Raw genomic sequence first — 18,656 nt, 5'->3', positions numbered from 1 at the left:
CTACACCAGAGGATCGAGAGTCGACAGTGCCTTGGACGCGCGTACGGCGCCTGCGAGGTCGACCAGCGCGGCGCCATGCTGGGTTGCCGTCTGCGCGGCCCTCTCCCCCAACGTGTCACGGTCGGCGAAGTCGCCGTGCTCAAGATATAGCGCCGGCGACAGCACCTGTACGGCGAAGAACGACGCGAGCACGTTGCGCAGCGAGTCCGGCGACAAGAAGTGGTGCGCGCTGGCCCCGGTGAGCGTGAGCGCGACTGCCTTTCCTCGTAGCGGCGCGGTCTGCTCACCGTGCTTGCCGCGTTCGACGTTTTCCAGCAGGTCTTTGAGCAGAGCGGTGTACGTCGCACGGTAGACGGGACTGCCAAAGACGATCGCGTCCGCACCGTCGATCGCCGCGATCACCTCGTCTCGGCCAGCGCTCGATAACTCCAGCAACGCCGTATCGGCCCCGGACGCGGCCGCGCCGGACAGGATCCCTTGTACGGCGGCGGCGGTCCGGCCACCTGCGGTCGGACTCGCCACCACGCCGATGACTTTGAGCGGATCGCTCACGCGCTCACTCCGACGGCTCGGTCCAGGGCGCCCGCGCGTAGTGCCGGGAGGAGCTCCTTGCCCCACTCGATTACGTCGCCGAGCGGGTCGAACCCGCGGATGAGGAATTTCGTCACGCCGAGATCGTAGTACTGAAGCAGCGCTTCGGCGACCTGGTCCGGCGTACCGACGTGCGCGGTGGAGTTGCCGCCCGGTCCGGCGAGCTTGGTCAGCCCGAACCACAGCCGCTCGTCGTGCACCTCGCGTTCAGCGGCCAGATCCTGCAGCCGCTGCGCAGACACAGCCGCGTTGGTGCTCTTCGGATACCAGAGCGCCTTCTTGGGGGCGTCGTCGACACGCGCTGCCGCGGCGTCGTAAATGTCCTGCGCCTTCTGCCATGCGGCGTCTTCGGTCGCTGCGATAATCGGCCGTGTCGACAGGCTGAACTCCACGGTCCGGCCATGTCGTTCGGCGGCTTCGCGGATCAACGCGATCCGCTCGGCCGTCTGATCCAAAGGTTCACCGAAAAGCATGAATACGTCGGTATGTTCGGCGCCGACTTCGACCGCGATCGGCGACTGGCCGCCGAAGTAGATCGGGATGCCGTCCGGCGACGCCGGCTTGACGGCGCTGAAGGCCTGCTCGAACTTGTAAAACTCGCCTTCGTAGTCGAACGGGTCGTTCGACGTCAGCGTCTTGCGCAGTACGTCGATGAACTCAGCGGTACGCCGGTAACGCGCTTCCTTGTCGATGAAGTCGCCGTCGCGCCGCTGGTCGAAGTCGCTGCCACCGGAGATGTGGTGGATGGCAACCCGGCCGCCGCCGCTGAAGTGATCGAGAGTCGCGAGCTTGCGCGCTTCCAGGGTCGGCGTGACGAATCCGGGACGGTGCGCGATGAGTACGCCGAGGCGCTCGGTGTGGTGCAGCACCTCGGTAGCGACGGCGAACCCGTCCGGCGAGGTGGCGCTGTATCCGATCAGGACTCGGTCGAAACCGGCCTTGTCGTGGGCTTTTGCGAACTCGCGTAGGTAGTCCACGTCGATTGCGTCCGAGCTCGACGCGGCGATCATCTCCGACTCGTAGCGGGTGCCGACCATGCCGATTACTTCGAGGCTCATGCCAGGATTCCTTCCAGGTTGGGGGTGCTTGCCAGCAAGCGTTGGGTGTAAGGGTGTGTCGGAGCGGCAAACAGCTCGCTTGTCGGTCCCGTTTCGACGACCCGGCCGCGATAGAGCACCGCAATTCGGTCGGCGAGGCCCTCGAGTGTGCCGAGATCGTGCGAGATCAGCAGGATGCCGATGTCGCGAGTACGCCGCAATTCATCAAGCAGGGCAAGGATGTGGTTGCGGTTGGTTGCGTCCAGAGCACTCGCCGGCTCGTCGCAGATCAGCAGCGATGGATTCGTGATCAGGGCGCGGGCCACACAGATCCGTTGCCGCTGGCCGCCGGAGAGCTCGGCCGGTTTGCGCTCGGCCAGGCTGTGATCGAGCTTGACCGCGTCGAGCACGTCTCGGACCCGCGTCGCGATGTCGTCGGCGCCGGCGATCACCAGCGGCTCGCCGATGCTCTCGCCGGCGGTGAGATCTGGATCGAGCGCCCGCAGTGGGTCCTGAAAGATGTACTGCACGGCGCCGGTACGCCGCCACGCACGCCGACGACGTCCCTTCAGCCCGGACACCTCCGCCCCACCGACCCCGATTTCGCCAGCGGACGGACGCGCCAGTCCAAGCACGGTCCGAGCCAGAGTGGTCTTTCCCGAACCGGTTTCGCCTATCAGGCCGACGATCTCACCGGGGCGCACCCTCAGGTCGACCTCGTGCAAGATATCGTGCCGCTTCTTGCCACGGCCGAGCGAGACATTGATCTTGCGCACGTCGAGTACCGCATCGTCGCCTTCGCGCGCGGGCAGGTCGTGTCGACGTACGACGGTGCGCGCCTGCCCGATGAGCTCTTTGGTATATGGGTGCTGCGGGCGAGCGACGATGTCCTTAGTCGGCCCCTCCTCGACCTTGCGGCCTTCGGAGAACACCGCTACCCGGTCGGTGCGTTCGGCGACAAGCGCCAGATCGTGCGAGACCAGCAGGATCGACATGTTCTTTTCGGCCCGCAGTCGCTCGAGCAGGTCGAGGACCTCGGCCTGCACCGTTACGTCGAGTGCTGTGGTCGCCTCGTCGGCGATCAACAGCTCTGGGCCACCGGCGATCGCCACCGCGAGTAGTGCGCGCTGCAGCATCCCGCCGGACAGCTCGAACGGATGCTGACGCAACACTCGATCTGAATCCTTCAGCCCCACCGAATGTAGTAACTCGATCGACCGGTCACGGATCTCTTTGCGCTCGACATCGGCCGTGTGCGTCAACACTTCGGCGATTTGATGGCCGATGGTCAGCGACGGGTTGAGGTACGACGCCGGGTCCTGGAAGACCGCACCAACACGTCGGCCGCGCACACCGAGCCACTGCCGTGCGGTGAACGAGGCGAGATCCTGGCTGCCGAGCGTGATCCGCCCATGCGTGACGGCCGTCGTACCGGGAAGTAGCCCCAGCACCGCGCGGCAGGTCAGCGTTTTACCGCTGCCGGACTCGCCGACGATGCCGACAATCTCACCGCGGCCGACCTCGAGCGACACCTCGTTCACCAGAGTGGTGGTCGGCGTGCCGATGGACAGATTTTCTATCTGCAGCAGTGGTTCTCGCGCTGAGGTGTCCAGTCGGTCCAGCGCATCGACCGGCGCATCAATGAGCGTTGACATTGGCACGCTCCTTCCGTCGGGTAGTACTACGGGCAGTCGGCGTGTCCTCGCGGATCGCGTCGGCGAGCAGGTTGAGCGCGCCGACCGTGACCATGATCAGCACGGCCGGTGCGAGAGGCGCCATCGGCGCCTGGCTCAGGAAGTTGAGATCGGTCGCGAGCATGCCGCCCCATGTGGGTGCCGGTGGCGCGACGCCGATCCCGAGAAACATCAGCGAGGACACGACCAGTAGCCCTGCGCCGGTGGTGTTGGCCGCGGCAACCGCAATCGGCGTTGCGACCTTGCGCCACACGTGCCGCACAACCAGCCGGGCGGTCGAGGAGCCGAAGAGCTCGGCAGCCTCGACGTAGCCCGCGCGGCGCAGTCCGAGCGTCGCGGATCGGGAAATACGGAAGAACGTCGGCGCGAAGAGCACTCCGATGGTGATCATGGCCGGATGCAGACCGCCACCGGCCACGCCGGCCACCGCGATCGCGACAATGATGAATGGCAGTGCCAACAGTGCATCCATCAGCCGCAGCAGTAGCCATTCGCCGGTGCGCCCTAAATATACCGAAAGTAGCCCAGGGATCGCCCCGAGTACGGCGCCCACCAGCGTCGCCTCCACGGCACCGAGGACCGAAAGCCGACTCCCAGCCAGCAGCCGGGACAGGGTGTCTCGGCCGAGGTTGTCGGTGCCCAGCCAGTGCGCGCCGCTAGGACCTTGCAGGATCGCAGAGCCCTGCTTGAGCGGGTCGTACGGCGCCAGCCATCCACCGAAGATCACCAGGATGGCGACGATGACGAGTACGACGATTGATACCTGCGCCGTACGGTTGGACTTCAATGCGCGTCCGATGAGACTCATGAGTCGGCCCTCGCCGCGTGCGGCCGCAGCCGCTCAAGAAGAACGTTGACGACGGTGTTGGACACCAGCACCAGGCCGAGTACGACGAGCAGGATCCCTTGCACGACGGGAATATCGCCCTGCAAGGCGCTATCGCGGGCGAGCTGACCCATGCCCGGTAGTGCGAACACCGCCTCAGTCACCACGGCGCCGCCGATCAGCCGAGGAATGTGCAGCCCCACCACGGCGAGTGCTGGGCCGGCGGCGTTGCGCAGCACGTGGCCGAACATGATCCGCCGCGGTGTCAGGCCCCGCACAACCGCACCGGTGACGTAGTTTTCCTCCATCGCCGACACGATCCCGGTGCGCAGCTGACGGGTGATTTCGCAGGCTGCGTCCAAGCTCAGCGCCACCGCCGGAAGGATCAAGAAACTCAGCCAGGTACCGAAACCGGCCGTAGCGGGTACGTAGCCGCCCGATGGCAATGCCCCGAGTCCGACCGAGAAGATCACGATCAGCCCGATGCCGGCCACAAACGGCGGCAGCGTCGACAGCGCGCCGGAGGTCACTGTGATCGCCCGATCGACGATCGTACGACGCCGCATCCCCGCGAGGATTCCCGCTGCGCCGCCGACCACGATCGCAATCAGCAGGGCCAGGCCGGCGAGCGAAAGGCTGACGGGTAAGCGGTCCGCCAGCGACTTCGCGACCGGAATGCCGCTGAACCAGGACGTGCCAAGGTCTCCACTGAGCGCGGAGGTAAGCCAGTCGACGTACCGCACAATCATGGGCCGGTCGTAGCCGACGTTATGGTCGAACGCGGCAATCGCGGCCGGGGTGGCATCGGACCCCAGCGCCACGGCACCGGGACTTGAGCCCGCGATCGCACCGAGTGCAAACGTGCCGAAGCTCGCGAACAGCAGAACCGCGACGATGGTGCCGATCCCCCGCGCCAACGCCAGCAGTGGCGAGAGTGTGCGCGGCCGCGCAGAGAGCTTCGGCGAAGCGTCGAGGACCGCGGCCGCCGTCATGACGCCTCGATCTTCGTGCCATCGAATCGCTGCGCGCCAATGTAAGGCGTGAATCCCTTCACGTCCTTATTGCGTGCGAAGATTCGTGGCCAGCTGAACAGGAACGCGTTCGGCATCGCCTTCACCGCAACGGCGACCGCGTCCTGGACGACCGTCGGGTAGCTCGGGTCATCGGTTGGCGTGGTGGAGATCTTCTGCATCGCTGTCACCACTTCTGGCGGCGTGTTTCGGCCGAGGTTCATCAGACCCTCCGGGCCGAAGAGCACCTCCATCGCTTGCGCCGGCGACTCGCGGCCGGAGAAGCTGTCGAGCGCGAACGGGGCTTCGCGTTTGATGTAGATCTGCTGCGAGGCTTGGGCAAGCGGCAGTGTTTGGATCTTGACGTTGATCCCGGCCTCACCCAGCTGGGACACGATCTGTTCGGCCAGGCCACCGGTGTCGTACGACGTCAACGTCAGGTCGACGCCGTTCGGGTAGCCCGCCTCGGCCAAGAGCGACTTCGCCTTCTTGACATCGTGCGGGTAGAGGTTGTCCAGCGCCGGGTTATTCGCGACGTACCCGGACGGGAACGGCTGGTAGTTGGGGTCGCCGAACCCGAAGAATGCCTTATCCACCAAAGCTTTTCGGTCAAGGGCGTACTTGATGGCCTCGACGACCTTGGGGTTGTCGAACGGCGCGACCGTGTTGTTGATGTCGAGTGTGCGGACGGTCAGCACCTTGTTGACGTCGACGTCGAAGCCCGCCTTCTTAGCCGCCTCGACCTGTGACGGCGGGATGACCGCGATGTCGTACTGTCCGCTCTGCAGGCCGGCAATGATGACCGAATCGTCCGCCGGCTGCTTCTGAGTCAGCGTTTTGATATGAATGTCGGCGGCGTTGTAATAGCCGTCGTACTTCTTGAGCTGCGCCTCGGAGCCCGGCGTGTACGACGTGAGCTCGAACGGCCCGCTGCCAACCGGCTTAGTCGCAAGCGACTTCGGGTCGGATTCGAAGGCCTTTGGACTGACGATCATTCCGGTGAGTCCGGCCAGCAGGTCGGGAATCTGGTAGTCCGGTTGGGTCAAGGTGAGCCGCACTTCGGTGGGCGAAAGTACGTCGATGCTCGCGATGATCGCGAGCTGCGCCCGCTTCGTCGAGTACTCCGCATCGCGACCGCGCTCGAGGCTCTTCTTTACCGCGGTTGCGTCCAGTGCGGTCCCATCGCTGAACTTCAGGCCGTCGCGCAGCGTGAACGTGATTGCCGATCCGTCGTCGTTGTAGGCCCAGGACTTCGCCGCCTCGGGCACCGCCTTGCCGTCGGGATCCTGCTTTGTCAGGCCGGAGTAGACGAGCGATAGCGAGTGAACGTCGGCGCCGGCCGTCGACGCGACGGGGTCCCACGAGCTCGGCATTCCCCAACCCCACGTCAGGTGTGTCGGGTCGGAGCTTCCCGCATTCCCGGCACCGCATGCGGTGGTCACCGCAACCAATGCGGTCAGCAGGGCAATCAGTTTTACGGTCAAGCGGTTCACTACGCGGATACCTCGGGCTGAGTTGGAACGACGCCGCCGAAGTTTCCGGCGTGATAGACGAGCGGGGCGTGCGACCGGCGTACGTCGGCGCGACGGACTTGGGCCACGATCATGTGGTGATCGCCCATCTCCCAGCGGTACTCGACCTCGGCGACCAAGATGCTGGGCGCGTCGTCGAGGACCACGTGGCCGGAGTCCAACCGGGACCACGCCGTCGGCTGGGCGAAGCGGTCGATTCCGCTGGTCGCGAAGCGCGCGGCCGTCGCGTGCTGGTCGGCGTCGAGGAAGTTGATAGTCAGTGAGTCGACCCGCCGGATCGTCGACCACGCCGATGAGTTGTTGGCGATGGAGAACGAGATCAGCGGCGGTTCGAGAGACAGGGTTGACAGCGAAGTCGCCGTGAAACCGGCGGGCCCGTCTCCCGCATCCGCGGTGACGACGACGACGCCGGCGGCGTACCCCCGGAACACCTGACGGAAGTCGTCAGGTGTGACGCTCCGACGGATCGAGGCGATGGGTAAGTCTGCAGGCTGTGCAGCGAGAGTGGAAACTGAGCGAAGCGCGACCATGTGGGTTCTTCCAGGTTCTGACTGCAGCGCGCAGACAGGCGCACTGCAGAAGCGGCGATAGGCAAGAGTGCTGAACCGGCGCTCGACCCGGGCTATCGGTCAGAACTCGGTCGTTCTCGGAGTCTGAGGAACAGAGTTGGGACCCGGGGAGAGGTGTGGCCGGGACGTCCTAGATGCAGGACGTCGGCTGGTCTACCGACAACAGGTGCAGGTGCATGCGCGCATGAGATCGATCGCGCGACGTGAAGTCAGAACTGGTCGCTTTGGCATGGGCAGAGAATTGGCCAGCATGGTCAGACTCAGCACCCTTCTGCGACAGAGGCAGCGGTAGCCCGCTGCCGTGAATATCTACAAACGGTACCAAGCAGTACAGAACCCGTCTATGCGCGGACTCGGTTTGTGACCTAACAAACGACCCGGCGCGCCTCTCGTGAAGAGGCGCGCCGAGTCCGGATGCGGGCGAATTGCTATCTGGCGACAGTGGCTGCTCGCGTTTTCGCTCCCTCGCGAATCCGCGGAATCAGCTCGTGACCCCAGTCCACGACGTCCTTGAGCGGGTCGAATCCACGGATCAGGAACTTGCTCACGCCCAGGTCGTAGTACTGCAGGAGTGCTTCGGCGACCTGATCCGGCGTACCGACGTGGGCGGTCGAATTGCCGCCCGGCCCGGTGAGTTTCGTGATTCCGAACCAGAGGCGCTCGTCGTGAACCTCCTTCTTTGCCGCCTGCTCCTGCAGCCGCTGTCGCGACACCGCCGTGCTGGACTTTTTGTATTCCTGCGCAAACGCACTAACGGCGCCCTGGCGAGCAAGCGCGTCGTCGTAGATCTGCTGCGCCCGCTGCCATGCAGCTTCCTCGGTCTGCGCAACGATCGGTCGGGTCGACAAACTGAACTCCACCGACCGGCCGTGCCGGGCCGCTGCCTCACGAATCAGCCCAATTCGCTCCGCCGTCTGTTCCAGCGGCTCACCAAACAACATGAAGACGTCGGCATGTTGCGCACCGACCTCAACCGCGATCGGTGACTGCCCACCGAAGTAGATCGGGATGCCGGCGCCCGATGCCGGCCGTACGGCGCTCAATGCCTGCTCAAGCTTGTAGAACTCGCCGTCGAAATCGAACGGCACTTCCGACGTGAACGTTTGACGCAATACCTGAATGAACTCGGCGGTGCGGCGATACCGTGCGTCCTTGTCGATGAAATCGCCATCACGGCGCTGGTCGACGTCGCTCCCGCCAGAAATGTTGTGAATTGCGACCCGGCCGCCACCACTGAAGTGGTCCAACGTGGCCAACTTCCGTGCCTGCAAGGTCGGAGTCACAAACCCAGGGCGATGCGCGATCAGGACACCAAGATTTTCGGTATGGTGCAGCACCTCGGACGCAACGGTGAAACCGTCCGGCGCGGTCGAGCGGTATCCGATGAGGACTCGGTCGAACTTCGCCTCATCATGTGCCTTGGCAAACTGGCGTACGTAATCAACATCGATGACCTCAGGGTCCGATGCCGCCGTTGACTCGGACTCGTGACGAGTGCCGACCATTCCAATGATTTCGAGCTTCATCACGCCTCAATCTTCGTGCCGTCGAACCGCTGCGCGGCAAGGTATTGATCGAATCCAGTGACCTTCTTACTGCGGGCGAATATCCGCGGCCAGCTGAACAAGAATGTATTGGGCATCGCCTTCACCGCCACAGCGACCGCGTCCTGCAGCACCTGCTTGTAGCTCGGGTCCTCGATCGGTGTGGTCGAGACTTTCTGTAGCGCGGCGATCACTTCGGGTGGGCTGTTACGGCCTAGATTCATCAGACCCTCCGGCCCGAACAGGACCTCCATCGCCTGCGCCGGCGACTCGCGGCCGGAGAAACTGTCCAACGTGAACGGCGCCTCCCGTTTGATGTACTTGACCTGGGTAGCTTGGGCCGCGGGAATCGTCTTGATCGTGACGTCGATCCCGGCATCGCCTAACTGCGCGGCGATCTGCTCGGGTAGCGCATTGTCCGTTTCCGAACTCGTCAGCTCGATCTTCAGCCCATCCGGATAGCCCGCCTCCGTCAATAGCGCCTTCGCCTTGCCCAGGTCATGTGGGTACAGATCGTCGAGGTCGCTGTTGTACGCCTCGTAGCCCTTCGGGAACGGCTGATAGTTGACCTCGCCATAGCCAAACGCGGAGACGTCCACGAGCGCCTGCCGATCTAGCGCGTACTTGATCGCCTCGATGACCTTCGGGTTGTCGTAGGGAGCCACCGTGTTGTTGATGTCGAGCGTGCGAACGGTGAGCACGTTGTTGACATCGATGTCGAAGCCCGCGGCCTTCGCCGCGTCGACCTGCGAAGGAGGGATCGACGCTATGTCGTATTGCCCGCTCTGCAGGCCTGCGACGATCACCGAGTCATCGGCAGGCTGCTTCTGAGTAAGAGTCTTCAAATGGATGTCGTCGGCATTCCAATAGCCGTCGAACTTCTTGAACTGCGCCTCGGAGCCCGGCTTGTATGACGTCAGCTGGAAAGGTCCGCTACCGACCGGCTGGGTCGCGAGGGTCTTGGGGTCGGCTTCGAACGCCGCGGGGCTGACGATCATCCCGGTCAGTCCGGCAAGCAGAAGCGGAATCTGGTAGTCCGCGTGCGTCAGATTGAGACTGACCTCCGCGGGCGAGACGACGTCGATACTGCCGATAACCGCTAACTGTGCCTGTTTTGTGGAGTAGTCAGCATCCCGGCCCCGCTCCAGGCTTTTCTTCACCGCCGTCGCGTCCAACGCCGAGCCGTCGCTGAACGTCAGACCTTCGCGAAGTTTGAAGGTCAACTTGGTGCCGTCTGCGTTGTAGGCCCACGACTCGGCGGCCTCGGGCACGGCCTTGCCGTCGGGGTCCTGTTTGGTCAGCCCGGAGTAGACCAGCGACAGCGCGTGCACATCATTGCCGGCGCTCGAGGCAACCGGATCCCATGATGTGGGCAATCGCCATCCCCAGTCCAGATGGGTGCTGTCGTTGGAGCCGCCACTTGCGCTACTGCATGCAGCGGTAGCGGCAATGAGTGCGGTCAAGACGGCAATGAGCTTAAAGCGGATGCGTTTCATCGAAATAGAGTCCTCAGCGAGGTAAAAAAGGCCAGCGGGCAGGCAACTTGCAGCCCTCACCCGAAAATCGAGCGCGCGAGCGCGTGGGCCAAGAGTGGCTGTTACAAAAAGGAATGGCGGGTCAGCAGAAGGGACACGCGCAGTGGAAGGCCCTGTCTTGGGGCGCTACTCCATTAACAACAACAAGCAGAAGTGCTGGCGCGCATAAGATCGATCGCGCGGCGAGAGGTCAACACGGCTCGAGAGGGCAAGGGGATCGAGTGGGCAACCACGATCTTGGTGGACACCGCCAAATTGAATCGCGCGATGCTATTCAACGCGCACAGAAAGCAGACAGTACCAAGCGGTACAGATGTCGGCTAGACGCGGACGGCCAGATGTGACCTAACGTACGCGAGCCCTATGTCCATCGAGATGCGGACGAAGTGAGCGTCTCGGTGCAACCGGCCGAGTAAAAGCCCGCCCTGTATGGCTGAAAGCAACGCACTGGCCAAGTCGTCGGGGTCCGCGTCGACGCGCAAGTCGCCGCTCTCGCGCAATCGCACCATTACCGCTGCGAACTGTCCGCGCCATTGCTCGAACGCATCGGCCAGCGCCGCGCGCAGCACGTCGTCGTGGTCGAGTTCGCCGGCGAACTTGCCGAGTCGGCACGCAATCGGTCCGGCGTCCGTGCCGTGCCGCTCCACGAATGCCGCATGCCATGCCTGCAGATCCGACCACCGATGAATCGAATCGAGACTTGGCTCGGTGGACAGCACGCGTTCCAGCTGGGTTTTGATGACTGCGGCCACGAGATCCTGCTTGCCGCCGAAGTAGTGGTATAGCTGAGATTTTCCGGCACCACTGTGTTCAAGCACCTGATCGAGCCCGGTCTGACAGATCCCGTTTTGAAACATCAGGTCCGCGGCCGCGTCGACGATCGCGCCACGCGTACGCCGGCCTCGTGCGGTTGTGGGCAGTACCGGAGCTGATTCTGTGTGAGCGCTGGACATGAGCCGAGCGTACCGCCGATGGCGACCGGTTGTACCGGACTGTACATATTCGGGGTGTGCGGTACTCCACCCACCCGAATCAGGCACAATAGGACCTGGCCAGCGGCACACGCTGACCCTGGGCGCGCACACATGCGCGAAGTCGATCCGCTTCCCCACTGCTCGGAAGTCTCCGGATACGCCGTGCGTAAGCAACGTCGAAATGTCCCTGAACGAACCGCCCATCGATTCCACCTCCACCAGTCCCCGATCGCCGTCGACCGCACCCTTCCCGTGGGTCGGCCTGATCGCGCTCGCGTCCGCCGTCTTCTTGTCGGTCACCTCCGAGATGGTGCCGACCGGTCTGCTGCCAGACATGAGCAGGTCCCTCGAGGTCACCGAGGCCCAGATCGGCCTGCTCGTTACGTATTTCGCGGTGACCGTAGTCGTGACGAGCACACCGCTGACCGCCCTCACGCGCAGGGTCTCCCGGCACGCCATGGTTGTCGCCGTCCTCGTCGTACTCGCGATCAGTAATGCCCTCACCGCGATCGCGCCGAACTACGAGTTCGTCGTTGCCTCACGTGTACTCGGTGGGCTCGCGCACGGCCTGTTCTGGTCAATCGTCGGTGCATACGCCGGCCACTTGGTGCCCAAGGCGCAGATCGGGCGGGCCGTGTCAGTGGCGCTCAGTGGTGGCTCGATCGCCTTTGTCCTGGGCATTCCGATCGGCACCGGCGCCGGCCACGCATTCGGCTGGCGGCTGACATTTGTCGGGCTCGGCGTACTCATGTTGATTGGCGCCGTCGTCATCTGGTACTTCTTGCCGGCCGTCGACCGGGCCGAGCCAGTACGCCGCACCGCTGCCGCCGATGGGACCCGCGCCCGGCGGGACACGTCGATCGTGCCGGTGCTACTGGTCTGCACCATCACCGCGCTGATCATGATCGGGCACTACTCGTTCTATACCTACATTGCGCCGTTCCTGATTGACGAGTTCGGAGTCAGTGAGGGCGCTATCGGGCCGCTGCTGTTTGGCTACGGGATCGCGGGCGTCGTCGGCCTGATCCTCGCCGGATCGGTGTTGGGCCGGCGCCCCCAACTCGGTCTGATCCTCGCCATGGTCGTCACGGGGGTCGCGGTCGCCGCGACCTCGCTGTTGACGGGGGTATTCGTGCTGGGGATTGGCGCGTTCCTCGTGTGGGGAGCGGCCTTTGGCGCGTTACCGCCGTTGATGCAGACTCGCCTGCTGCATACCGCGTCCGCGTCGTTCAGGGACACCGCGAGCGCGGTCTATACAACGGCGTTCAACATCGGCATCGGCGGCGGCGCCCTCGTCGGCGCGATAGTCTTCGACGCCTTCGGTGTTGCCCGGCTTCCGTGGGTCTATGTCGGGGTAGTCGTAGTGGCACTGGTGCTGGCGGTGCGCACCGATCAAATCACCCGCCGGCGAGAACTTTCGAGCGCACTTTAGGGATCAGTAAGATCGCGACGGCGGCGAGGAAGCAGACGCCCCCGGAGGAGAGCCACGCCAGGAGATAGTCGCCCTGGCTCTCGCGGATCCAGCCGGCGAAGCTGGCCGCGACACCGGCGCCAATCATGTGCCCGGCGAACACCCATCCGAACACAACCCCGGCACGTGCGGCACCGAAGTGCTCGCGACATAGCGCGACGGTCGGCGGCACGGTCGCGACCCAGTCCAGGCCGTAGAAGATGATGAAGAAGAAAAGCGGCGGCTGCACGGTGGAGTCCAGCAGTTGCGGAAGCAGGATCAGTGACAGGCCGCGCAGCGAGTAGTAGACGAACAGCAGCTTGCGCGGGTCGATTTTGTCGGTGAGCCATCCGGACAACAGGGTGCCAACGATGTCGAAGATCCCGATCACCGCCAGCAGGTTCGCCGCGGTTTGAGTGGGTAGGCCGTGGTCGTGCCCGGCCGGAATGAAGTGGGTGGCAATCAGCCCGTTGGTGGAGAAGCCGCAGATGGCGAAGGTCAGCAGCAGTATCCAGAAGACCCGGTTGCGTAGGCCCGACTTCAGCTCGCCGATCGCGACAGTCGCGGGCGAACGAGTCTCTTTGGCCGGCTCGGGGAGCTCGCTGGGTGCATCTTCGATGCCGTACACCGTCGTACCAACGTCCTCGGGGTGGTCGGCCATCACCACGAGGAAGATCGGGATCAGGACAAACGCGAGGACCGTGACCACGAGGGCGGCGGCACGCCAGCTGCCACCGGTCACGATGGAAGCGATCAGCGGCAGGAACAGTAGTTGCCCGGTCGCGGACGCCGCCGAGAATAGCCCGACGACGAGGCCGCGGTGCCGATAGAACCACCTGTTGGCGACGATCGCGCCAAAGACCAGCGCCAGCGAACCGGTGCCGACGCCTATCGCGACGCCCCACAGCATCCACAGCTGCCAGGGCGCGTTCATGAGCGCCGTCAGTCCGCTGCCCGCACCGACCAGCAGCAGCGCGATCGCCACGACACGGCGGATACCGAACCGTTCCATCAGCGCCGCGGCAAACGGTGCGGTCAGCCCGTAGATGATCAAGTTGAGGGTCACCGCGCCGGAAGTCACCGTGCGCGACCAGCCGAAGGTCTGCTCTATCGGTTCGAGTAGGACGCCGGTCGAGGAGCGGAACGCCGAGGTAGAGATCAGGGCCAGGAACGTCACGAAGGCGATCCACCACGCGCGGTGAACGCGTTTACGGCGCTTCTTGGCCGGGGTTGTTTCGTCGGCAGAAGCCTGGGTCACGGACACTAGATGATCGTACATGCCGACACTATATTTTTTATAGTGAGTTGTTTCTCGGGCTCTATGCCGAGCACGGAAGCAGCTTCTGCCGGTCTTTCGCGGTGAGCACTCGCAGTACCGACGCGTTGATCTTCTCCTGAAACGCCGGGTCCGACGCGCCGTCGGTCAACAGAGCCGCCGTCATTATTGGCGCCTGGGACGGTACGGCGGTCAGTACGACGTCGCCACCGGCTGCGACGAACCGGGTAGCCCGATCCCCGATCGGCACGGCTGCAACGGACTTCGCCGCGCCGACATCGTCGGAGAGCACGACACCACCAAACCCGAACGTGCCTCGCAAGAGCCCGGAGACGATCGCCGGGCTGAACATCGCCTGGTTCGCCGGATCAAGCTGTGGATACAACGCGGACGAGACCATCATCAGCGGCACACCGTGGGCAATCGCGGCCTTGAACGTGCCGAGCGATGGATCGGCTGCGGTGAGCTGATTGTCGGTGATGCCGACCGCGGAGTCGTCGGTGTTCTGCGAGATCCGGCCGATCCCCGGGAAATGCTTCGCCGTTGGCAGAACGCCGGCGGCGGTCATGCCGGCGGCGAAGGCGAGCATCGGCGGTGTCGCTTGCTCGGCGGTCGCGCCATACTGCCGGTTGAATTTGCCGATCGGTCCGTTCCCGGTGCCGATCGAAGTCGGTACGACGTCTGCGACCGGCGCGAGGTTGATGTCGATTCCAGCGGCCTTCAGCTGTGCACCGAGGCCTTGAGCCTGGGTGGTGAGCTCAGGGAGCGGGAGCCCGGCCTGGGTCCGCGCATCGGGCAGCGGATTGAAACCAGGGCCCTTGAGCTGTTGGACCTGCCCGCCTTCCTGGTCAACGGCCGTCCACACCTTGACCGCACCGGTCGCCTCGGCCGTCGCGCTCTGCTCTACCGCGGCGATCGCGGTCTGGACGCTCGACGCGCCGCCGTCCCACCCGCCGAGAAGGAAGACCGAACCGACATGGCTCGTCGCGATGAGTGCTGCCACGTTCGCCTGCTGGCCCGGCTGCAGCGCGACCATGATCAGCTGACCGGCCCGTTGCTCCGGGGTGAGCGCGGCGAACGTCGTCTGTGCGCACGTCGGCGGCGGCGGAGGCGGCGCAGACGTGGACGACGGGCTCGCGGACTGGCTGGACGAGCGGGCTGTGCTCGTGCTGCTTGCCGACGGCGGGGCGTTGCTCTTGGCGGTCGCCGTACACCCGGTGGCCGCGGTGGTGAGGCCGACAAGGCAGGCAGCTATCACCGCCGTACGCCGTCGTGCTCCGCGCGCCATCTACTCCCTCAGCCTGTCGTCCGTGCAATGCCGCTCCACCCTATGCGTCGCCTACCCTGGTGCGATGCGGCAGCGTTGGTTCGAGAATGTCGATCGGCGTACGACGTCGAACGACGTCCCCGGGGCTACCCCGGGGTCAACCGGCATGGCCGGGCACCTCACCACGCGCGAGGCACTGCGCTTCGCGGCAGCTAGTCGCGCGCACGACAGGAATGGTCGAGCGACGCTGCCGCATCTCAATCATCCAGGGCTGCTGTGAGAAAGGACCTCGCCACCGCTCTCGCCGGAGCGTTCCTGTCTGGTGAGTGGACGTCGTCGGGGCTGTTCGACAGCGCCGTTCCCGTTGTCCAGGGACCGACCCCCTGGCTGCCGGCGCTGATCAGGCAGATCTTGGCCGTCTACCCGGCGGCGCCGCTGGATCGGTCCCGCGAACTTGCCGTCGTCATCGGCTCACGTCCGGCCGCCGGTGGCGCTAAGTCGGCAAGACCGATCGCCTGGCCGGCCGCAACTACCCAAATGACCAGCAACCCGTGGCATCTGCCCGCGCTGCACGGCTTAGGCGACCTCGCCGAGATGCTGGACCTGGGCGCCACGGAGCTGGCGTGGTTCACCGACCCGCGGCACTGGGCGAGATCGACGACAGACCGGCGGCTGCGCCATTACCGGGTCACCACGAAAGTCGCAGCGAGTGGCGCCGTCCGCGTTCTCGAGGCGCCGAAGTACCGGCTCAAGAGTCACCAGCGACGGTTCCTTACTGAGATCCTCGACCGGATTCCCGCACACGACGCGGCACATGGGTTCCGCGCCGGGCGCTCCGTCGCCAGCTACGCCGCGCCGCACGGCGGACAGCCAGTCGTCGTACGGATGGACCTCGAAGGATTCTTTGCAAGCATCACCGCGGGCCGCGTCTACGGCATCTTGCGAAGCGCCGGCTATCCGGAGCCGGTCGCGCATGCCCTGACCGGGCTGGCGACAACGGTGCTACCTCGCGCAGAGTGGAACGCGATCTCGCCGCCGGCCAATCCTGACCTGCGCGAAGCACACTGGCGCCTCGGCCGCCGGCTGGCCGGACCACATCTGCCGCAGGGCGCACCGACCTCCCCCGCGCTGGCGAACCTCGCCGCCCATCGGCTCGACGTCCGGCTCAGCGCCCTGGCGTCCTCCTGGGGCGGGCGGTACACCCGGTACGCCGACGATCTCGCGCTATCTGGAGGGATCGGCTGGCGTGGCGACGTCTCGCGGTTGGTCGCACTGGTCGGCGACATCGTGCGTGATGAAGGCTTTCGGCTCAACGACCGCAAGACCGCCGTGCTACCGGCGCACTCACGTCAGGTACTCGGCGGTCTGGTCGTCAACGAACGGCCGCATGTTTCGCGCGCCGAGGTCGACCTGTTACGCGCGGTGCTGCACAACTGTCGCAGGGACGGGCCGAGCACACAGAACCGTGCCGGCGTACCGGACTTCGAGGGCCATCTGCGCGGACGGATCGCGTGGGTCGCGCAGCACGATCCGGCGCGGGGGGCACGCCTGCGTGCCCTGTTCGACGCTATCGACTGGTCGTTCTAGGAAGAATGCTGTCATATTAGGTTCGATACCGAACCGACAGTCTCGATATACGACAGGGGTCGCATCAGCGGCCGTCCAGGCACCGCAGCGAAGGAATACGACATTGGCCGACACAGTAGCTTCCGCCGACGGCACCCCCATCGCCTATCAATCGGCAGGTGCGGGAGACGCCCTAATTCTGACGGTAGGCGCGTTGTCCGCCAGCCAATCTGTCGGCCCTCTCGTCGATCTTCTTGCCGACCAGTTCACCGTGTACAGATACGACCGACGAGGTCGCGGCAGCAGCGGCGACAGCACGTCGTATTCGGTTGCACGCGAGGTCGAAGACCTGCGTGCGGTCCTGCAGGTCACCGGTGGGTCAGCGAACCTTTACGGACACTCAAGTGGCGGGATCCTCGCCCTCCGCGCCGCGCACAGCACGCCGGGATTTGCCAAAGTTGCCGTATACGAACCCCCGTTCTGTGTCGAACCGAAGCCAGGGTTCCCCGAACACATCGAGAAGTTGCTGGCCGACGACAACCGCGACGAGGCCGTGGCAGAGTGGATGCGATCCACCGGCGCGCCATACAACGACGGCTGGAAACATGCACCGTTCTGGCCGAGCCTCGTCGCCCTCGCCCACACTCTCCCGTACGACCTCAGACTGGCCGGGGACGGCACCGTCCCTTCGGAGGAGTTGGCGCATATTTCGGCCGAGACTCTCGCACTGTATGGCGGAGACAGTCAGGGCTGGGCGCTTGAGTCGGCCACCGCGGTCGCGGCTGCTATTCCGGGTGCGCGCGCCAAGATGGTTCCAGGTCAGGGGCACCCCGTTGCGCATGAGGTCGTCGCGCCGATCCTGGCCGATTTCTTCCTGCAATAAACACATCCGGCACTGCCTGCGCGGACCGTCCATCGCGGACGGTCACCGATTCCGGGGGACGGACTAGCGATGGGCCGCCGAATTCTTGCGTGCGCCAGTTACGGACTTGAAGACCACTAGGACGATCAGTGCGATGGCGAGATACCAGCTGTAGTCGGCGATCTTATCGACCACGTGCTTCGCAGGCTCACCGATGCGATACCCGAGATACAAGAAGATGCTGCGATACAACAACGCACCGATGAAGTCGATCAACAAAAATATGCGTAGTCGCATACCGGTGAGCCCGACGAAGGCGTACACGATCACGTTGGGGATAAACGGTATGAACCAGGACAAGAAGATCGCCACGCCGCCGAAACGCTTCGCGGCCCGTTCGGCCACCCGGGCCATGCGCTGCGCCCAGCGCGACGGCCCGGTGAACATCGCGATGATCCGCAGGCCCCACAGCTTGCCGGCCCACCAGAAAATCCAGTCGAACTTAATGGACGTCAGAGCGGCGGCGAGCAGACCCAGCCACCAGAACGGTTCGGACCCGATCCTGGCCCGCGCCCCGATGTCGATCATCGCGATGTTCGAGCCGCTGAAAGCCGCAAGCGCGTAGGTGTTGAGGCTCAGAATCAATGGCTTCAGGGGCAGCGTCGCAAGGCTGTAGAGCGAAATCGCCATGATCGCGCCCCAGCACCACTTGTCGGCCTTAGTCGCTTTCCCTTCCCATGGCCAGGGAGATACCGCGGCCGGGCGCGCGTCTGCGACCGCCTCGTCCGCGGCTGGATCGACGTCAGAATCGGTGTCGACTACTTCGTCCGCGGACGGATCAACGTCGGATTGCTCTGGCATGCCTCGCTCAGGATTCTAGGGTCAGGATCGACCCTGCGACACTACCCGCAAAGCCAGATGTC

At 64.7% G+C, this 18,656-nt stretch carries 17 protein-coding genes; 4 read left to right on the top strand and 13 right to left on the bottom strand.

Going from position 1 to position 18,656, the window contains the following annotated elements; translation table 11 throughout:
* From CLV47_RS05700 to CLV47_RS21985, 10 genes are all read right to left on the bottom strand, one after another.
* Entirely contained in the window at positions 1 to 552 is a 552-nt protein-coding gene (locus CLV47_RS05700) for an NAD(P)H-dependent oxidoreductase (protein WP_106348048.1), read from the bottom strand.
* Positions 549 to 1,649, bottom strand: coding sequence for an LLM class flavin-dependent oxidoreductase (locus CLV47_RS05695; protein WP_106348047.1), 1,101 nt, complete (start codon positions 1,647 to 1,649; stop codon positions 549 to 551). Before CLV47_RS05695 ends, CLV47_RS05700 begins: the two co-directional genes overlap by 4 nt.
* Entirely contained in the window at positions 1,646 to 3,283 is a 1,638-nt protein-coding gene (gene nikE, locus CLV47_RS05690) for a nickel ABC transporter ATP-binding protein NikE (RefSeq protein ID WP_106348046.1), read from the bottom strand. The genes CLV47_RS05695 and nikE overlap by 4 nt, the downstream gene beginning before the upstream one ends.
* Positions 3,267 to 4,130: an ABC transporter permease gene (locus CLV47_RS05685; protein WP_106348045.1), complete on the bottom strand. Its 864-nt coding sequence runs from the start codon at positions 4,128 to 4,130 to the stop codon at positions 3,267 to 3,269. The genes nikE and CLV47_RS05685 overlap by 17 nt, the downstream gene beginning before the upstream one ends.
* On the bottom strand, positions 4,127 to 5,140 hold the full coding sequence (locus CLV47_RS05680; RefSeq protein ID WP_106348044.1) for an ABC transporter permease: 1,014 nt from the start codon (positions 5,138 to 5,140) through the stop codon (positions 4,127 to 4,129). Before CLV47_RS05680 ends, CLV47_RS05685 begins: the two co-directional genes overlap by 4 nt.
* Positions 5,137 to 6,651, bottom strand: a complete 1,515-nt coding sequence (locus CLV47_RS05675; RefSeq protein ID WP_202862410.1) for an ABC transporter substrate-binding protein — start codon at positions 6,649 to 6,651, stop codon at positions 5,137 to 5,139. The genes CLV47_RS05680 and CLV47_RS05675 overlap by 4 nt, the downstream gene beginning before the upstream one ends.
* Entirely contained in the window at positions 6,651 to 7,220 is a 570-nt protein-coding gene (locus tag CLV47_RS05670) for a flavin reductase family protein (protein WP_106348043.1), read from the bottom strand. Before CLV47_RS05670 ends, CLV47_RS05675 begins: the two co-directional genes overlap by 1 nt.
* A 467-nt stretch (positions 7,221 to 7,687) precedes the next feature.
* Complete coding sequence (locus tag CLV47_RS05665) at positions 7,688 to 8,785, bottom strand: LLM class flavin-dependent oxidoreductase (RefSeq protein WP_106348042.1); 1,098 nt, start codon at positions 8,783 to 8,785, stop codon at positions 7,688 to 7,690.
* Positions 8,785 to 10,299, bottom strand: coding sequence for an ABC transporter substrate-binding protein (locus CLV47_RS05660; RefSeq protein ID WP_106348041.1), 1,515 nt, complete (start codon positions 10,297 to 10,299; stop codon positions 8,785 to 8,787). The genes CLV47_RS05665 and CLV47_RS05660 overlap by 1 nt, the downstream gene beginning before the upstream one ends.
* Before the next feature lie 359 nt (positions 10,300 to 10,658).
* Entirely contained in the window at positions 10,659 to 11,291 is a 633-nt protein-coding gene (locus tag CLV47_RS21985; protein ID WP_170110970.1) for a TetR/AcrR family transcriptional regulator, read from the bottom strand.
* Between the two features lie 202 nt (positions 11,292 to 11,493).
* Here CLV47_RS21985 and CLV47_RS05650 point away from each other — a divergent pair, with 202 nt between their 5' ends.
* The gene (locus tag CLV47_RS05650; protein WP_106348040.1) at positions 11,494 to 12,744 is read left to right on the top strand and encodes an MFS transporter; all 1,251 of its coding nucleotides are present in this window, start codon (positions 11,494 to 11,496) and stop codon (positions 12,742 to 12,744) included.
* Here the strand turns inward: CLV47_RS05650 and CLV47_RS05645 are convergent.
* Both CLV47_RS05645 and CLV47_RS05640 read right to left on the bottom strand, forming a co-directional pair.
* Positions 12,710 to 14,041 carry an MFS transporter gene (locus tag CLV47_RS05645; protein WP_106348039.1) on the bottom strand — a complete coding sequence of 444 codons (1,332 nt, stop codon included), beginning with the start codon at positions 14,039 to 14,041 and terminating at the stop codon, positions 12,710 to 12,712. The two genes, CLV47_RS05650 and CLV47_RS05645, sit on opposite strands and share 35 nt — an antisense overlap.
* A 40-nt stretch (positions 14,042 to 14,081) precedes the next feature.
* On the bottom strand, positions 14,082 to 15,326 hold the full coding sequence (locus CLV47_RS05640; RefSeq protein WP_106348038.1) for a glycoside hydrolase family 3 N-terminal domain-containing protein: 1,245 nt from the start codon (positions 15,324 to 15,326) through the stop codon (positions 14,082 to 14,084).
* A gap of 64 nt (positions 15,327 to 15,390) precedes the next feature.
* On the opposite strand from CLV47_RS05640, the gene CLV47_RS21810 reads away from it, so the two are divergent.
* The 3 genes from CLV47_RS21810 (at position 15,391) to CLV47_RS05630 (ending at position 17,754) form a co-directional block, all read left to right on the top strand.
* Positions 15,391 to 15,585, top strand: coding sequence for a hypothetical protein (locus tag CLV47_RS21810; protein ID WP_146135295.1), 195 nt, complete (start codon positions 15,391 to 15,393; stop codon positions 15,583 to 15,585).
* Positions 15,582 to 16,892, top strand: coding sequence for a reverse transcriptase family protein (locus tag CLV47_RS05635; RefSeq protein ID WP_202862408.1), 1,311 nt, complete (start codon positions 15,582 to 15,584; stop codon positions 16,890 to 16,892). Before CLV47_RS21810 ends, CLV47_RS05635 begins: the two co-directional genes overlap by 4 nt.
* A 103-nt stretch (positions 16,893 to 16,995) precedes the next feature.
* On the top strand, positions 16,996 to 17,754 hold the full coding sequence (locus tag CLV47_RS05630; RefSeq protein WP_106348037.1) for an alpha/beta fold hydrolase: 759 nt from the start codon (positions 16,996 to 16,998) through the stop codon (positions 17,752 to 17,754).
* Positions 17,755 to 17,817: 63 nt separating this feature from the next.
* Here CLV47_RS05630 and CLV47_RS05625 read toward each other — a convergent pair whose 3' ends face one another.
* On the bottom strand, positions 17,818 to 18,594 hold the full coding sequence (locus CLV47_RS05625) for a DedA family protein (RefSeq protein WP_106348036.1): 777 nt from the start codon (positions 18,592 to 18,594) through the stop codon (positions 17,818 to 17,820).
* Positions 18,595 to 18,656 lie beyond the last annotated feature (62 nt).

The organism is Antricoccus suffuscus (assembly GCF_003003235.1).
GTDB lineage: Bacteria > Actinomycetota > Actinomycetes > Mycobacteriales > Antricoccaceae > Antricoccus > Antricoccus suffuscus.
This window is presented reverse-complemented; position numbering and strand designations above follow the sequence as displayed.

What these genes read in the sequence shown, in the direction of transcription:
- CLV47_RS05695 (WP_106348047.1), bottom strand. Translation starts at nt 1,649, where the DNA reads ATGAGCCTCGAAGTAATCGGCATGGTCGGCACCCGCTACGAGTCGGAG.
- nikE (WP_106348046.1), bottom strand. Translation starts at nt 3,283, where the DNA reads ATGTCAACGCTCATTGATGCGCCGGTCGATGCGCTGGACCGACTGGAC.
- CLV47_RS05685 (WP_106348045.1), bottom strand. Translation starts at nt 4,130, where the DNA reads ATGAGTCTCATCGGACGCGCATTGAAGTCCAACCGTACGGCGCAGGTA.
- CLV47_RS05680 (WP_106348044.1), bottom strand. Translation starts at nt 5,140, where the DNA reads ATGACGGCGGCCGCGGTCCTCGACGCTTCGCCGAAGCTCTCTGCGCGG.
- CLV47_RS05670 (WP_106348043.1), bottom strand. Translation starts at nt 7,220, where the DNA reads ATGGTCGCGCTTCGCTCAGTTTCCACTCTCGCTGCACAGCCTGCAGAC.
- CLV47_RS05665 (WP_106348042.1), bottom strand. Translation starts at nt 8,785, where the DNA reads ATGAAGCTCGAAATCATTGGAATGGTCGGCACTCGTCACGAGTCCGAG.
- CLV47_RS05660 (WP_106348041.1), bottom strand. Translation starts at nt 10,299, where the DNA reads ATGAAACGCATCCGCTTTAAGCTCATTGCCGTCTTGACCGCACTCATT.
- CLV47_RS21985 (WP_170110970.1), bottom strand. Translation starts at nt 11,291, where the DNA reads ATGTCCAGCGCTCACACAGAATCAGCTCCGGTACTGCCCACAACCGCA.
- CLV47_RS05650 (WP_106348040.1), top strand. Translation starts at nt 11,494, where the DNA reads ATGTCCCTGAACGAACCGCCCATCGATTCCACCTCCACCAGTCCCCGA.
- CLV47_RS05645 (WP_106348039.1), bottom strand. Translation starts at nt 14,041, where the DNA reads ATGTACGATCATCTAGTGTCCGTGACCCAGGCTTCTGCCGACGAAACA.
- CLV47_RS05640 (WP_106348038.1), bottom strand. Translation starts at nt 15,326, where the DNA reads ATGGCGCGCGGAGCACGACGGCGTACGGCGGTGATAGCTGCCTGCCTT.
- CLV47_RS21810 (WP_146135295.1), top strand. Translation starts at nt 15,391, where the DNA reads ATGCGGCAGCGTTGGTTCGAGAATGTCGATCGGCGTACGACGTCGAAC.
- CLV47_RS05625 (WP_106348036.1), bottom strand. Translation starts at nt 18,594, where the DNA reads ATGCCAGAGCAATCCGACGTTGATCCGTCCGCGGACGAAGTAGTCGAC.